The organism is Terrilactibacillus tamarindi (assembly GCF_009718825.1).
In the GTDB taxonomy this organism is placed as follows: Bacteria; Bacillota; Bacilli; order Bacillales; family Sporolactobacillaceae; genus Terrilactibacillus; species Terrilactibacillus tamarindi.
In genome coordinates this window covers 64,018-79,312 of record NZ_WNHB01000011.1, presented here as the reverse complement: position 1 = coordinate 79,312, position 15,295 = coordinate 64,018, and the positions used below count along the sequence as shown (strand labels likewise).

Annotated in this window: 13 protein-coding genes; 1 reads left to right on the top strand and 12 read right to left on the bottom strand. The window is 37.0% G+C overall.

Going from position 1 to position 15,295, the window contains the following annotated elements; all coding sequences use genetic code 11:
- Positions 1-98 precede the first annotated feature (98 nt).
- The 10 genes from murD to bshC form a co-directional block, all read right to left on the bottom strand.
- Entirely contained in the window at positions 99-1,457 is a 1,359-nt protein-coding gene (gene murD / locus GMB86_RS08325) for a UDP-N-acetylmuramoyl-L-alanine--D-glutamate ligase (protein WP_155218627.1), read from the bottom strand.
- Complete coding sequence (mraY, locus tag GMB86_RS08320; RefSeq protein ID WP_155218625.1) at positions 1,458-2,432, bottom strand: phospho-N-acetylmuramoyl-pentapeptide-transferase; 975 nt, start codon at positions 2,430-2,432, stop codon at positions 1,458-1,460.
- Positions 2,432-3,814 carry a UDP-N-acetylmuramoyl-tripeptide--D-alanyl-D-alanine ligase gene (locus tag GMB86_RS08315; protein WP_155218623.1) on the bottom strand — a complete coding sequence of 461 codons (1,383 nt, stop codon included), beginning with the start codon at positions 3,812-3,814 and terminating at the stop codon, positions 2,432-2,434. Before GMB86_RS08315 ends, mraY begins: the two co-directional genes overlap by 1 nt.
- Positions 3,811-5,283 carry a UDP-N-acetylmuramoyl-L-alanyl-D-glutamate--2,6-diaminopimelate ligase gene (locus tag GMB86_RS08310; RefSeq protein ID WP_155218621.1) on the bottom strand — a complete coding sequence of 491 codons (1,473 nt, stop codon included), beginning with the start codon at positions 5,281-5,283 and terminating at the stop codon, positions 3,811-3,813. The genes GMB86_RS08315 and GMB86_RS08310 overlap by 4 nt, the downstream gene beginning before the upstream one ends.
- 336 nt (positions 5,284-5,619) lie before the next feature.
- Complete coding sequence (locus GMB86_RS08305) at positions 5,620-7,560, bottom strand: stage V sporulation protein D (protein ID WP_155218619.1); 1,941 nt, start codon at positions 7,558-7,560, stop codon at positions 5,620-5,622.
- Positions 7,561-7,819: 259 nt separating this feature from the next.
- Entirely contained in the window at positions 7,820-9,940 is a 2,121-nt protein-coding gene (locus tag GMB86_RS08300) for a penicillin-binding transpeptidase domain-containing protein (RefSeq protein WP_196220166.1), read from the bottom strand.
- 5 nt (positions 9,941-9,945) lie between these two features.
- Positions 9,946-10,323, bottom strand: a complete 378-nt coding sequence (gene ftsL, locus GMB86_RS16080; RefSeq protein ID WP_155218615.1) for a cell division protein FtsL — start codon at positions 10,321-10,323, stop codon at positions 9,946-9,948.
- Positions 10,324-10,325: 2 nt separating this feature from the next.
- Positions 10,326-11,270 carry a 16S rRNA (cytosine(1402)-N(4))-methyltransferase RsmH gene (gene rsmH, locus GMB86_RS08290; RefSeq protein WP_155218613.1) on the bottom strand — a complete coding sequence of 315 codons (945 nt, stop codon included), beginning with the start codon at positions 11,268-11,270 and terminating at the stop codon, positions 10,326-10,328.
- A 116-nt stretch (positions 11,271-11,386) separates the two neighbouring features.
- Positions 11,387-11,818, bottom strand: coding sequence for a division/cell wall cluster transcriptional repressor MraZ (mraZ, locus tag GMB86_RS08285; RefSeq protein WP_155218610.1), 432 nt, complete (start codon positions 11,816-11,818; stop codon positions 11,387-11,389).
- Between the two features lie 140 nt (positions 11,819-11,958).
- Positions 11,959-13,581, bottom strand: coding sequence for a bacillithiol biosynthesis cysteine-adding enzyme BshC (gene bshC, locus GMB86_RS08280; RefSeq protein ID WP_155218608.1), 1,623 nt, complete (start codon positions 13,579-13,581; stop codon positions 11,959-11,961).
- On the opposite strand from bshC, the gene GMB86_RS15750 reads away from it, so the two are divergent.
- Positions 13,566-13,739: a hypothetical protein gene (locus tag GMB86_RS15750; protein ID WP_230459050.1), complete on the top strand. Its 174-nt coding sequence runs from the start codon at positions 13,566-13,568 to the stop codon at positions 13,737-13,739. The two genes, bshC and GMB86_RS15750, sit on opposite strands and share 16 nt — an antisense overlap.
- Positions 13,740-14,204: 465 nt before the next feature.
- Here the strand turns inward: GMB86_RS15750 and GMB86_RS08275 are convergent, their stop codons facing one another.
- Both GMB86_RS08275 and rpmF read right to left on the bottom strand, forming a co-directional pair.
- Positions 14,205-14,819 (bottom strand): RsfA family transcriptional regulator, encoded by a 615-nt coding sequence (locus GMB86_RS08275; RefSeq protein ID WP_155218606.1) that lies wholly within the window; start codon positions 14,817-14,819, stop codon positions 14,205-14,207.
- Between the two features lie 279 nt (positions 14,820-15,098).
- The gene (gene rpmF / locus GMB86_RS08270; protein WP_141189185.1) at positions 15,099-15,272 is read right to left on the bottom strand and encodes a 50S ribosomal protein L32; all 174 of its coding nucleotides are present in this window, start codon (positions 15,270-15,272) and stop codon (positions 15,099-15,101) included.
- Positions 15,273-15,295: the final 23 nt, after the last annotated feature.

The window sequence follows — 15,295 nt, the reverse complement described above, 5'->3', positions numbered from 1 at the left end:
GCTTAACACCTCATTAGGTAAAAATCACGAGGATACTCCGTGCTATAGTCATGATAATGGTTTTACCAAACTATTATCGCATGGAATATAACCTGTCCCTAATTAAGCATATGCACGTGTTTGACAAAAATGTCTCCCCTTTGTTCAAATGAATCATATTGATCCCAACTTGCACAGGCAGGTGAAAGCAAAATGATATCCCCAACCTCCGATAACCGATAAGCAACTGGAACAGCTTCCTCAACGTTTTGGACGATTTTAATCATTTCAATTCCAGCTTTTTGACAAGCATCGATGATTTTTTCCTTTGTTTCTCCAAAAGTAATTACAGCCTTTACATTTGTCAAATGTGGCACTAAATCATCAAACGTATTACCTCTGTCTAAACCACCTGCTAACAAAATAACGGATTGGTCAGGAAAAGTCGCTAGTGCTTTTGATGTGGCTAAAATATTCGTTGCTTTGGAATCATTATAGAAAAGCCTGCCATGTAAAGTGTGAATCAACTGGCAACGGTGTGGAGCACCCGAAAAGTTGGCTAGTATTTCTTTGATGTCTTTACTCGAAACACCATAAATTTTTGCAGCTGCTAAAGCCGCTAAGGCATTCTCTAGATTATGAAAGCCTCGTATCATGACGTCTTTTGTTGACATGATTTTTTCATTTTTAAAGTAAATCTGGTCGTCTTCTATATATGCGCCTTCTTTTGTAAGAGCATGAGAAGAGAAAGGAACCTTTTTGGCTTTTGAAACGGATACAATGTGGTCTAATACTTCTTTATTCTCTGCATTATAGACAAGAAAGTCGTCTTCTGTTTGATTTACGGTAATACGTGACTTGGCTTTAGCATACTCTTCAATGCTTCCGTGATAATCTAAATGATTACCGAAAATATTTAAAACAACCGCAACGTGCGGATGAAACGTTTTTGTCCCCAATAATTGAAAGCTAGATAATTCAGTAACGATCACATTTTCTTTCGTTGAGTGCTCGACAACCCCAGATAACACGGTTCCTATATTACCTGCAACAAGAGGATTGAAACGACTGCCCTTCATCATTTCACCGAGCATCATGGTTGTCGTTGTCTTACCATTTGAACCCGTAACACCAATAAATTCAGATTCAGAAAGTTCTCCTGCTATTTCAACCTCTGTAATAATGGGAATGTTTTTCTTTAACGCTTCCTTAAGTAAAGGATTTCGGTATGGTATGCCAGGATTCTTCACAATACAAAAAAGATCGTTGGTAATTAATTCTAGAGGGTGGCTACCACCTATCACCTGAATTCCCATCTGTTCTAATTCTTTAGCATGTTCATCATGATCTAAATCTGATTTGTCATTGACTGTCACGATCGCTCCTAATCGATCTAAGAGTTTCGCAGCCATGTATCCACTTTTTGCAAGTCCTAATACAAGAACTTTTTTTCCTATATACTTATCTATTTGTTTCATTTATAGCCACACCTTTATATAAATTCCGATCACTGCAAAAATAAGCCCTAAAAACCAAAACATCGTTACAACCTTCCATTCAGACCATCCTGAAAGTTCAAAATGGTGATGCAGCGGACTCATTTTAAATACACGTTTTCCTGTTGTTTTAAAAGAAACAACCTGTATCATGACAGAGAGGGTTTCAATAACATATATTCCACCGATGACGATTAAAAGTAGCTCTGTTTTCGTTAAGATTGATATGGCAGCTAAAGCACCACCTAAAGCAAGTGAGCCTGTGTCACCCATAAAGACTTTAGCCGGGTAGGCATTAAAAAGTAAAAACCCAAGTAAAGCGCCGACAACGGATAGGGAAAAAACGGCAATATCCGTATTTTGTTCAAGCAGATAGGCGATAAATGCATAAGCACTAAATGATATAACGGATACACCTGTCAATAAACCATCCATTCCATCCGTTAAATTGGTACCATTAGAAGTTCCTAAAAACATAATAATAACTAAAATGGCATAGGCAAAGTGTAAGTCTATACTCCAATGTGTACCTGGAATAGAAAGGACGCTCGAAAATTCTGTCTGGTATAAGATAAGGATAAAAATAAGAGATACGAGTAATTGCCCCAATAGTTTTTGTTTCGACGTTAAGCCCATATTGCGTTTCATTACAATCTTAATAAAGTCATCCAAAAAACCAATCAAGCCAAAACCTATCGTAACAAGTAATAATAAATACGTATCCGTTGTTACAAGATGATATTTCAATCCTACGATAACCGTTCCGCAAATTAACCCCACCAAAATAATAATTCCACCCATGGATGGTGTTCCTGCTTTTTTCTGATGGCTTTTTGGTCCTTCCTCTCGAATGTATTGACCAAATTTTAATGTTCTTAATATCGGAATAAAAAAAGGTGCAAATACTAATGTAACTAAAAAAGCCGATGCTAAACTAAACAATAAAACAAATGCCATTATTCCTTGACTCCCTTCTTCTCACGTAAGGCCTCCACGAGTTCCTCTAATTCAGCGGCTCGGGATGCTTTAAATAATATAACGGTCGTTTTATCAAGAAGGGTTTCTAACACGGGGAGAGCTTCCTTCTTCGTCAAAAAAGATTGAACATAACATGGTTTCCCTTGTTCAATTAATGAATCACTAATCCATTTTCCTTTTGGACCAATTGTGATTACATGGCTGATCGGTGGGTCTATTGCGTCTGCCACAGAACGGTGAAGATTTTCTTCATCAGGTCCAAGCTCATACATATCACCTAGAACAACCACACGTTTTTTAAAATTAGGTAATTGTTTTAATGTGTTGATTACTGCCTTCATTGATGTTGGGGACGCATTATAAGAATCATTTATAAGGAGCGTCCCCTCTTTTCCTTCAACAGATTCGAACCTCATTTTTGTTAATTTACACTTTTCCAAACCTTTTTTTACATCAACTTCATGTATATTCAATTGCTTAGCAACTGCAACCCCATAAACTGCATTCTTTACATTGTGTTTACCCATAATGGGGATATGATAGGTGCTCTTTGAGCCACTTAAAGAAAAGTCATACCCAGAAATATCGGGTTTCACTTGAACAATTTGAAGAGTATTTCCTTTATTATAGCCGCAAGTGACAACTTGACACTGATCTAGCTTAACTTGAGTTAATAATGGCTCATCACCATCAATGATCAGCGTTCCACCTGGCTTAATTCCTTCAACTATTTCAAGTTTAGCTTTGGCAATTCCTTCTCTTGAACCTAAAAATTCAATGTGACTCTCTCCTATGTTTGTGATCACTGCAATATCTGGTCTTGCGATCTGCGTTAATAGTGAGATTTCTCCAAAATGATTCATACCCATTTCTAAAATTAATGCTTCACATTTTTCAGGCATACTCAATATGGTTAGAGGTAGCCCAATATGATTATTAAAGTTCCCTTGTGTTTTATAAGTATGATAGTTTGTTTTTATAATACTTTCAATAATATCTTTAGTGGATGTTTTGCCATTGCTCCCTGTAACCGCAATCACTATTGGATTACGTTGTGACAAAACATCTTTGGCTATGTCTTGCATAGCTTTCAAAGTGTCTTTAACGAAAAAGACAGGGAAATCTAACGGTAAACGGTCAGGCAGTGGAACACTCTCTGACCAAAGCGTTGCCTTTGCCCCGTTTTTAATTGCACTGTCAATAAATGCATGGCCATCAAAATTTTCTCCTTGGATGGGGATGAACAAACCTGATGGACAGTTTTTACGGCTATCTGTGAATACGGTTAATTGACAGGTATCATCAATTGTTCCCCTTGTTCTTATTGCATGATGACGTACACTACTTACCTGAATACTCATCGATTGTAACGCTCCTTTATAGCTTCCTTTGCAACCAATCGATCATCAAAATCGAATTTAGTCGTACCAATGATTTGATATGTTTCGTGACCCTTACCAGCAATCAATATAATATCACTTTTGTCTGCTTTCTGCACCGCTAATTTGATGGCTTTTCTTCGATCAAGCTCTTTAATGTAATCTCTATTCACAACGCCTGCTTCCATGTCTTCTAGAATTTTTTCTGGATCCTCAGTTCGAGGATTATCTGAAGTTAAAATAACCAGATCACTTCGATCTACAGCCGTTTTAGCCATAATTGGTCGTTTTGTTTTATCACGATCTCCACCGCAACCAATAACCGTGATGATTTTCCCATTTGCGAACTCTTTTATCGTCTCAAGAGCGTTTTCAAGACTATCAGCCGTATGAGAATAATCGACAATGACGGTAAATGGCTGACCTGCATTCACAGTTTCAAATCTGCCAGGTACTCCTTTCACCTTCTCAATGGTTTTAATCATCTGGTCAATTTTTATCCCCTTAAGATAGCAAGCTAATAGCGAAGCAAGAACATTATATACACTAAATTTACCGATAAGGTTCATCGAAACAGGATAACACCCTGTTTTTGTAACCAATCGGAATTCTGTACCATTCGCTGTAATTTTTATATCTTCTGCACGAAAATCAGCATGATTGACGATCCCATATGTCCAAACAGGTGCTGCTGTCATATGGCGATAAATCTTTGTAGCTGGGTCGTCGATATTTAAAACAGCGGCTTTAGGATGTTTTAGATCATATGTATTTCCAAGTTGTGAAAATAGAAGGCTTTTTGCATATAAGTAATCTTTCATCGTTTTATGAAAATCAAGATGATCTTGCGTTAAGTTTGTGAAAATACCGATATCAAAATCACAACCTCTAACTCTCCCTTGATACAAAGCATGAGAAGAAACTTCCATGACAACAGATTGGATCTCTTCGTCTTTCATTTTTTTTAAATATCTTTGAACGAGATAAGACTCCGGTGTCGTATTATTAACAGGAATAAATTGATCCTTATATTTCATACCCATCGTTCCGATAAGACCAGTCGATACATTAGCCTCTTCCTGTATTGATCGAATGAGGTGTGTTACCGTCGTTTTACCGTTTGTACCCGTTACGCCCATCACATTCATCGATCTACTTGGCTGACCGTAGAAGTAATCGGATATCATGGCTAATGCCAAATGAGCATCATTAACATAAACAACAGGGACTTCAACATCGAGATCATCTTCGGCAATGATTGCAGCCGCACCATTCTCAACAGCTTGTTTTGCATAGTTATGGCCATCCGTTTGGTATCCTTTAATACAGAAAAAAAGTGTTCCCTTTGTGACTAAGCGTGAATCAATTTCTAATTCCAATATTTCGGGGTCTTCATTTTGGAGATAGTCATCATGAGTTGATAGAGCCTTTAACAATGTCTTCAATTTCAATTACAGCACATCCTTCGTTCTTACTTTTCATTTTAAGTGGTGAAAAACAAATAAAGTGAGACCTCCATTAAGGAGATTCTTCACATCCGTTGGTTGTTCATTAACCAATCGAAGTAATTTTTATTAACCTAGAAATTTGGTTTTTCTTTTTATAATAAATAATAAACACAGACGTTTCTATAAATGATTTAACACATCTTCATTGATTATTTATTTTTAGTCTTTCACTTCACCAAATTCAAGAATACCTCTTTTCATAAAAAGAAGCCACTGCAATTTGTTGCATTTGGCTTCTTTTTTTACTAGATATGTGATAAACCTGCATGACTCAATGATTTAATCAGCTTTCTTTTTCTTATCACCCATGTATACTCTTATAGTAGATCCTGGATTTACTTTTACTCCTGGTTGTGGAGACTGCATAACAACATAGTGACCTTTACCAGCTACATCTATTTTGAGATCTAACAGTCCTGCTTCTAATTCATCTCGATCCATACCAACAAAATTCGGTACTTTCAACATAGGTTGATCAGGGTATTTAGCCAGTTTTTGCATTCCGCCTTTTTGTTTCTTAACACCCATTGCGCTTAAAGAGTCCCCAATAATTTTACCTGCAATAGGGGCCGCCACAGTTCCACCGAATTGCACCGTGTTTTTGGGATGGTCAATAGCAACGTAGACGACGATTTGAGGATCATTTGCAGGAGCAAAGCCCATGAACGATACGATGTAGTTATTCTCCATATAACCTCCACCGCCTTCTTTGACCTTTTGGGCGGTACCCGTTTTACCACCTATTCGATAGCCTTGGACATAGGCATTGCGACCCGTTCCTTTAGCAACCACACTTTCAAGTGCGTATCTTACTTCTTTTGACGTTTTTTCAGATATAACTTGCCTTTTTTCCACTGGACTTGTTTTACTAATCTCTTTACCTGTTTTTGGGTCTACCCAACTTTTGGCTATGTACGGTTCATAGAGATACCCACCATTTACAGCTGCTGCAACTGCGACAACTTGTTGAATTGGCGTAACCGCAACCCCTTGTCCGAATGCCGTTGTTGCTTGTTCAAGTGGCCCAACATTCTTCATGTTAAACAAGATTCCTTTCGCTTCACCTTGCAAATCAATACCCGTTTTTTGTCCAAAACCAAAATTTCTAATATAGGAGAACAACCTATCTTTACCTAACTTTTGACCTAGTTTAACAAAACCTGGGTTGCAAGAATTTTGGACAACTTCTAAAAACGTTTCTTCCCCATGTCCCCCTCTTTTCCAACAATGGAGCTTTGTCCCGTTTACATCAATGAACCCTGGATCAGTAAAATGATCTTTCTTTAAATCGACTAGATTTTCTTGTAAGGATGCAGCAAGTGTGATGACCTTGAAAGTCGATCCTGGCTCATAGGTTTTCCATATAGGCAAGTTCCGATTATATATTTCTTGAGGTACTTTTTTATAATTCTCTGGGTTAAAACCCGGGCGTGAAGACATTCCTAGGATCTCACCATTATTTGGGTTCATGGCTATCGCAATCGCACCTTCTGGGTGATATTTTTGTTCAGCTAAATTCAATTCCCTTTCAATAACCGATTGCACTCTTTTATCAATCGTCAACTTGAGGCTATTCCCTGACTCTGGAGGAACATATTTATCTTTAATATTGGCCATACGATTGCCTCTCGCATCGGAGAAAAAGGCGACATGTCCATTTTTTCCTCTGAGTTGCTGATCATAATACGCTTCAAGTCCTGTTAAGCCCTGATTGTCAATTCCAGCGAATCCTAATACATGTGATAGATAATTTCCATATGGATAAGAACGCTTGAAATCCTCGGCTATAAAGACCCCGGGTAAACCAAAAGATTTAATCTTTGATGCTTTTTGATTACTAATTTTCCGTCCTTCGGGAGTTATATAGACCTTGGATTGTTTTTTCGTGATATCCTGATAAGCTTTCTTTTCTGACATATCTAGTACCTCTGCAAGTTTCTTCGCTGTTTTCTTAGGATCTCGAACTTGTCTAGGTACGACGAGAACAGATGGCTTACTTATATTCGTTGCCAGAACCTTGCCATTCCGATCTAAAATATCGCCTCTCTCTGCCTCATATGGAATTAATTTGCTCCAAGAACTTAAGGCTTGATTCGATAACCAACCATTTTTAAAAACTTGAATATACCCTAAGCGAACAATAAAAATCAAGAATATCCCTAAAGCAATAATGAGTATGGCAATTAATCGTTTTCTTACCGTTACATTCGATACACGCAAAATGGGGCCCTCCTATCTATGGACTTGCTTAAACTATATGCAGTCATGTCCATTAATAGAACGAGCCCTCATCTTTTTACACACGTATTATAAAAGGTTGTTCAAAAAGTCACCAAATGATAAGCTGCGAATCTCGGCGTTGGCTTGTTTTTCCGGTCCTCATGTAGTAAACACCTACATTCCGGTCCTCAAAACGGCGCCGTCTTGACCTTCTTGCTTCTAATTTGTCACCTTTTTGAACACGTATTTTAATATCAAACTAATGGCTTTTTAATTTAATCGTGATTGAATCGCCAACATGAAGCGACGTTCCTTTTGATGGTTTTTGTTCGACAACAAAACCTTGTCCCGAAATATGAGGTTTAAGAGATAACATATCAGCCAATTGCATGACATCGGATAAAGACCAACCTTTTATATCCGGCAACTCTTTATCGCTATCACCGACTAAGATGACCCTTGAACCGTCTAAAATTTGATCCCCTTTAAAAGGGAATTGTTTCGTGATTTTTCCAGATCCTATGGTCGTCACTTTAAACCCTTTAGATTGAAGTTGGTTAGAGACATCACTCGTTTCTAAGCCAACATATTGGTTCATCTTAATTTGGTTAACTGTATCCGTCACTTTATCCTTTGCATCGGGTTTAATATTCATATATTGCAAACTATTACTTAACACGGGATTAACAACCTCGGCCACGGGCTCGGCGTCATAGGCTACTCCACTTAAATTAGGACGATCAACCGCAACATAAACGATAAGTTTTGGATCTTTTTTAGGTGCCATACCTAAAAACGAAAAAATGTAATTATCCCTACCATAGAGGTATTTTCCGTCAATAGCCAATTGCGCAGTCCCTGTTTTACCAATGATCTCATAACCTGGAAGATTGTATAGGGCATGCCCTGTCCCTTTTTTACTTGTTATCACTTGACGCATTAACTCCCTGGTTTGCTCTGCTGCTTCTTTGTTTATGGGTTGGCCAACAACCGTTGGCTCGTGTTTTACAACTGTCTTACCTTTATTTGGATCAACAATCTTAGAAACAATATACGGTTTCATCATTTTCCCATCATTTGCAATAGCTGTCGCTGCTTGTACGATTTGTATCGGAGTGAAGGCTGAAGCTTGTCCAAATGACATCATCACCTTGTCACTTTCCCATTTCCAACTAACCTTGCTATTACTCTCATTTGGCAGGTCAATACCTGTTTTTTGCATGAAACCAAATTTTTGAAAATAGTTATATAATTTTTCCGTCCCTAGATATTTATCTGCAATAATAGAAAAGGCAACGTTTGAAGATCTTTGAAATCCTTCATCAAAGGTAATGGGTCCCCATGATTGGTTCCAGTCATGAATGGTGACACCCGGAACTTTATACTGACCAGATTGATAGGTTTGGTTTCCGTGATAGACACCGGCATCTATAGCAGCTGCTAGTGTAAATACTTTCATAACTGAACCTGGTTCAATCGCCTCTGAAATAGGGCTATTGACGAAACTCGTCAAATCACGTTTGTTTAAATCAAAGCTCGGACGATTCGACATGGCTAAAATTCGACCTGTTCTAGGATCCGCTACGATCCCCACGATTCGTTTCGGATTATATTTTGACTGAACCTTTGACATCGATTCATCTAAAACCGTTTGAATTCGACTATCAATGGTAAGATAAACATTATCTCCGTTATGTTCTTTTTTGATTTTTTGCTTCTCATCGGGTATGGGAACCCCGCCGGCGCTCCTGTAATATCTTACAGAGCCGTCTTGTTCAGTTAAATATTTATTCAACGATTGCTCAATACCTAGTACACCATACTGTTTATTTGATTTATCATTTTTACTTGTAAATCCAATGGTATAAGCCGCAAAGTCTTTATTGGGATAATAGCGTCTTGAACCTTCAACGAAAGTGATTCCATTTAAATGAAGTTTATCTATTTTTTTCTTTACTTCCTGACTAATATTTTGACCTTTCTTCCCGAACTGGACGAGATAAAGAGGTTTATTTAATTGATCATAAATATAGGATTCCTTTAAATCTAAAATAGGTGCTAATAATCGGGCCGTTTTAGCTTTATCTGTGACATAGTTTTCTTTTCCTGCGTTCTTACTCAAAATAGCCTGAATGGTGTAAGAAGGAATATCTTCTGCCAAAACTTGCTGATTGCTTGAGTAAATCTTTCCTCTTTTTGCATCGAGAACCGTATAGTGTTGCCACTTTTGCTCCCCCATGGCCGTAAGATCATTATTATCAATTTCTTTTGAATGGGCGATGTAAAGAAAACGCCCCATAATAACAAAAAAGAACAGCAGAAATAGGAGACCAATAACTGCTGCCCAAACATTAATCGAATTGTTTTTTGTCGGAAACATTGTCATCACCTATCAGATATAACTTTCACATTCTTAATATTTAAGTTAAGTCCTAATTTTTCTTTTGCGTATTTCATAATCCGTTCAGGTGAACTTAAATTGGTTTGTTCAACCTTCAATTGTTGATTTATTTTGGCTTGCCCCGCTACTTTGTCTTGCAAGTTTTGGATAGATCCATTTAAGAAAAAAAGACGGGCTTGGTAAGATACTATAATAAGAGTTAAGGCAACAATGAGCATACCCGCTCCAAACCAAAGAATCTTTTCACCTTTTGTAATACGCCGTTGCGGCAATCCTTCACTATATGCTGATTTTTGGACTCTTGACGATCTCTTGGGTTGAACTTGTTCTTTTTCTTCAAGATGACGAGCAGCTAAATTCACATTTATTCCCCTCTTTCCCTAAGTTTTTCAGCGATACGCAACTTTGCTGATCGAGCACGTCTATTTATTTTTAATTCTTCTTCGTTAGCTAGAATTGGTTTACGTTGAATGAGTTTGATAATCGGCTTATGTTCTTCCGGGATAACAGGAAGCCCAGGAGGTAATTCAGGTCCCTGACTATGTTTTTTAAAGAAAGTTTTACAAATCCGATCTTCTAAAGAATGAAAGGTAATCACTGAAAGCCTACCATGAATATTAATCAGCTCAAGGGCTTGTTCTAACGAATCCTCAAATGATTGTAATTCGTCATTGACAGCGATCCTTAATGCCTGAAAAATGCGTTTTGCAGGGTGTCCGCCTTTTCGCCTTGCAGCTGCGGGTATGGCAGATTTAATGATTTCGACAAGTTCATCTGTCGTCTCAATTCGGTTAATCTCTCTTTTTTCCTCAATTAATCTGGCAATTTGTTTTGAAAATTTTTCTTCTCCATATTGAAAGAAGATGCGGACAAGTTTTTCATATGGCCATTCATTAACGATCGTCGATGCATCTAAGGCTTGTTCTTGGTTCATTCTCATATCAATGGGGCCATTGTGTTGGTAACTAAATCCACGATTGGCCTGATCAAACTGAGGTGATGAAACACCTAAATCATAAAGCACCCCGTCCACTTTAAATACCCCATGAGCCATTAGGCAGCTTCTTAAGTATCGAAAGTTCGATCTTATGAATGTAACTTTATCCTTGTATGGATGTAGTCTTTCTTCAGCTGCCTTAATGGCGTCTAGATCCTGGTCAAAAGCATATAAACGTCCTGTTGTTAATTGCTTAACGATCTCTTCACTATGTCCACCACCACCAAGAGTACAATCAACATATACTCCATCTGGCCGTATAGCCAATCCATCAACCGCTTCTTTTTTTAGTACCGTCACGTGTTCAAACATGGTGTCTTCCCTTTCATCTAAAAGTATTGTAAGTTCCGGTATGTTTTAGAGAAAAATCTTTAATGGCGGAAATCCGTCACTAACTATATGAGCCTTTCATGTTGTGAAATGACGGTTTAAAAATCAAAATCTAGTAGACTTTCCGATATTTCACTAAATGAAGCTTCAGATTCTTCATAGTAGGTTTTCCAATTCTCTTGACTCCAAATTTCAATTCGATTGGAAACACCAATCACAATACATTCTTTTTCTAATTTTGCATAGTCTCGCAAAGTAGCTGTTAAAGTGGCTCTACCTTGTTTATCAAATGCACACTCACTTGCACCTGAAAAGAAAAAACGGGTAAACGCTCTTGCATCTTTCTTTGTAAATGGCAATGCTTCAAGCTTTTTCTCAATTTGTTTCCATTCATTTTGAGGGTAGACAAAAACACACTGATCTAACCCTCTTGTCATCACAAATCGATCACCTAGCTCTTCGCGAAACTTTGAGGGTATGATCAGCCTGCCCTTTTCGTCTATGTTGTGTTGAAACTCACCCATAAACATGGACATTGCCTCCTCTTTCTACCCTAACTCTACCACATTGCCCCACTTTTCTCCACTTACCTTTTACTTATTCGTTCCACAAAAAAAAAATCCTGCCGTAAGACAGGATTTTTTAAATTATTTTTTTATATCGGGTAACATTATAATTCTACTACGTGTTGTTTTCCATTGTTAGAGTAATCGTGCTCCATGAGAATCTTTATTAAATCTAAACCATATTGGTTCAAATAATAAAAAATCGAATACGTTCTTTCTTGTGGTGCTGAGTTAGGGTACAGTGCAAGTTCAATCTCCTTAAACCGATTAAGCTCAACACGGTAAGCTGTTTCAATTTTTTTATTCATTTCGATTTTCATTCGATCTATGTGGTAATTAAAATAAGCCAGATTTTTTTCTGAAAAAGATTTCAACCCTTGACTAATTTCTAATGCTAATTCACTGACAGGTTTATGTGCTTCGATTAATGTATGACGAAACTGATTAATTATTTGATCGACATCCCATGAATGCTGACTTTTAAGCCATTCATTTGATAGATCACTCATCTTGCCTGAGCATATATCTTCTAAGCTAAGTTGTTTTGTCTCAATCCACTTTTTTATATCACGTGGCAGAAGGGTAATATGAACTCTCGGTACAATGGGCGGCATGGTCAAATCCAAGGCATGAAAAGCAGGTCTAAGGGATGACCAATAGGCAATTTCCCCCGGCCCAGCAACAAAGGCAAGCGTAGGTAGCAATAATTCTTGCATTAATGGACGCGTGACAACATTATTACTGATTCGTTCTGGATGCTCCTCAATCATCTCTTCAAAATGCTTTGGCTCGAGATTAAAAGAATAATGCTTGTCATGTAAGATTCCCTCTGATTCACTCAAAAGCTCTCTTTTTCTATCCCATTCATAAAAAAGATTGATATTACCTTCTGCTTGGTCGAGATTAATCTGGTAACCAGCTTCTTTCAAATGTCGTAACTGAGAAAGTACACCTTTATTAATTTCCGACCTTTTTTGAAAAATGCTCCTAAAATAGGATTTTTCTATTTGACGAACTTTCGGATCTGCTGAATTCATTAAGATTAGACCATAAGATGAAAATAAATGATGGATAAGAAAGGCAAAGAAATCGACCACACTCGTCGAGCGTTCCCTGTAACTTTGTACTATCTCAAGAAGAGATTTCGTATATTCCGTTTCACCAAATGATTCAAAAACGTCTTCTATCCAACTTGATAAAGCCTCTTGATCAAGTGGAAGCTTAGAAACGGACGTTTTATTTCCAGACTGATTGCGATAGATGTATTTTTTTATTTTTTGATCTTTAACTGAAAAGAGATGATTTATTTCATCAAAATCATGGTCCTCCCCAGCAATCCAAAATAGTGGAATGACAGGTATACCTAACTCAATTTCTTGCTGTTTAGCCAGTTTAATAATTGATAAACACTTATGTATCGTGAGAGCTGGACCGGTTAACAATCCTGGTTGTTGCCCACCTACGACAACGACCGTCTCAGAATGTCTTAGTTTCTCAATATTATGAAAGACAGCTCGGTCATCTGTGTATTTTTGATTAAATTCAGTGAGAATCAATGAAAGCTCTTCTCTCTGATAATCTCGATGTTGAATATCATTTAGACGTTGTTGATACGATTCTTGATCTTTATATTGATAGTCAAAATAACAATGTGTGTGATCCTTCTCCTGAGTGTAATCTTCAACTAATTTTGATGAGGGAGGATTTTCAATTGTTCTCACGTTCATCCGTTACTTCCTCTCTAAAAACATATTTCATATTAATGTGTGTTCAAAAAGACGACGAATTAGAAGCAAGAAGATCAAGGCGGCGCCGTTTTGAGGACCGGAATGTAGGTTGTTGCTACATGAGGACCGGAAAAACTAGCCAACGCCGAGATTCGTAGCTTATCATTTGGTGGCTTTTTGAACAACCGCTATTAACAATTTTAAATTAAACCTATGTATTACAACATCAAATAGATTTGTAAATCAATATAACTGTTGCATTTCTTTATATTCTAAGTCACTAAATCAAGTCCATTTTTCAATGTTTTTCAAAATGAGTATATCAAAATATGACTCAAACCCCAAAAAGACTGCTCATGGAAACATGTTCGAATTAATAGGTCCATTATTTGATTATATAACTTTTGTCATAGGTAAACCAAAAAAGTTGAATATATCATATCATGGCTTATTTGAATGGAAAAGCTTCTAAAAAAACAGATAGTAAAAGTATACCGTCATTAAACCACTCATTTCCTATAATTATCCTCCCGTTTACTAAGTTTTGCATAATGGGTTTTTCAGTTCAAGAGAAATAAAAAAATCCCTCAACTAAGTTTTGAGGGACCTGACTCTTCCATAATTTACTTTTTTACCTTTTGAGAATCTAAGTGGAGGCTATATCGCAAAGCATCATCTTGGATTTTATCAAATTGAATATTCTCTTTTGCTCTATCAACGAGTTGAATAAATATTTCATAGTTTCTTTTAATCGTCTTATACTCAGTTTCAAGTTTTCGATAGGAGTTCTCTAATGTTTCTTTCTTTTGACTTAATCGTTCCAGTTCATTTTTTAATAAAACTAACTCATTCTTACTCATAAGTTCAGGTAACTCAGATTTTAATTCAATTAAGAAATGAATCACTTTTTCTAAATTAATTTCTGTAAATTCTAGTTCATTCACAATCTCTTCACTTGGGCTATGTAGTGCCTCATCCAGATCGTCATCTTGAGATATTTTTGATTCCCTTTTTAATTCTTTTCGTTTTGCTTTAGCCTGTGCAATCTCATTTTCGTATTTTTTTCGTACCAGAGAGTTCCATCTAAAACCACAAGCTGCAGGTGTTCGTGATAAACTTTTCCCAACTTCTTCAAATGCAGCTAACTGAGTGCTACCTTCTCGGATGTGACTTAACACGGTTTTTGCCAATGTTAAGTCTTCATCCGATGACCAGGCATCCTGTCTGATTATTGACATCTAATTCCCCCAATCCTCTTTATTTTTTTGAACATGGCTTCGACACGCATCGTAATTTTATTAGTTTAAAAGCCTACATACTATTTTTCTTTATCTTATGCCGATAATCGCTAAGATAGACTTATTATTCTAGTAATAATAAATGGGGGATAGAAGATGGACGTGGGGACAGTTCACTTAGCTTAGGTGATGTGTTTTAATTTTTTTGGAGATATGTTAAATTTCTATAATAAAAAAAAGAGCAAGGAAATAAATCCCCACTCTTTTTAAAACAGACTATTATTTTTCAATAACTTCTTCACCTTTGTATGAGCCACATTCTGGGCATACACGGTGTGCAAGTTTGTATTCTCCACAATTATCGCATTTTACCATACCTGGTACATTCAATTTAAAATGTGTACGACGTTTGTTTTTTCTTGTAGTAGATGTTCTTCTTTTAGGTACTGCCATGGGTTCACACCTCCTCTAAGACA

Coding starts and splice junctions, on each gene's coding strand:
- GMB86_RS08315 (WP_155218623.1), bottom strand. CDS start 3,814: ATGAGTATTCAGGTAAGTAGTGTACGTCATCATGCAATAAGAACAAGG.
- rpmF (WP_141189185.1), bottom strand. CDS start 15,272: ATGGCAGTACCTAAAAGAAGAACATCTACTACAAGAAAAAACAAACGT.
- rsmH (WP_155218613.1), bottom strand. CDS start 11,270: ATGTTTGAACACGTGACGGTACTAAAAAAAGAAGCGGTTGATGGATTG.
- GMB86_RS08300 (WP_196220166.1), bottom strand. CDS start 9,940: ATGTTTCCGACAAAAAACAATTCGATTAATGTTTGGGCAGCAGTTATT.
- murD (WP_155218627.1), bottom strand. CDS start 1,457: ATGAAACAAATAGATAAGTATATAGGAAAAAAAGTTCTTGTATTAGGA.
- mraZ (WP_155218610.1), bottom strand. CDS start 11,818: ATGTTTATGGGTGAGTTTCAACACAACATAGACGAAAAGGGCAGGCTG.
- mraY (WP_155218625.1), bottom strand. CDS start 2,432: ATGGCATTTGTTTTATTGTTTAGTTTAGCATCGGCTTTTTTAGTTACA.
- bshC (WP_155218608.1), bottom strand. CDS start 13,581: ATGAACGTGAGAACAATTGAAAATCCTCCCTCATCAAAATTAGTTGAA.
- GMB86_RS08275 (WP_155218606.1), bottom strand. CDS start 14,819: ATGTCAATAATCAGACAGGATGCCTGGTCATCGGATGAAGACTTAACA.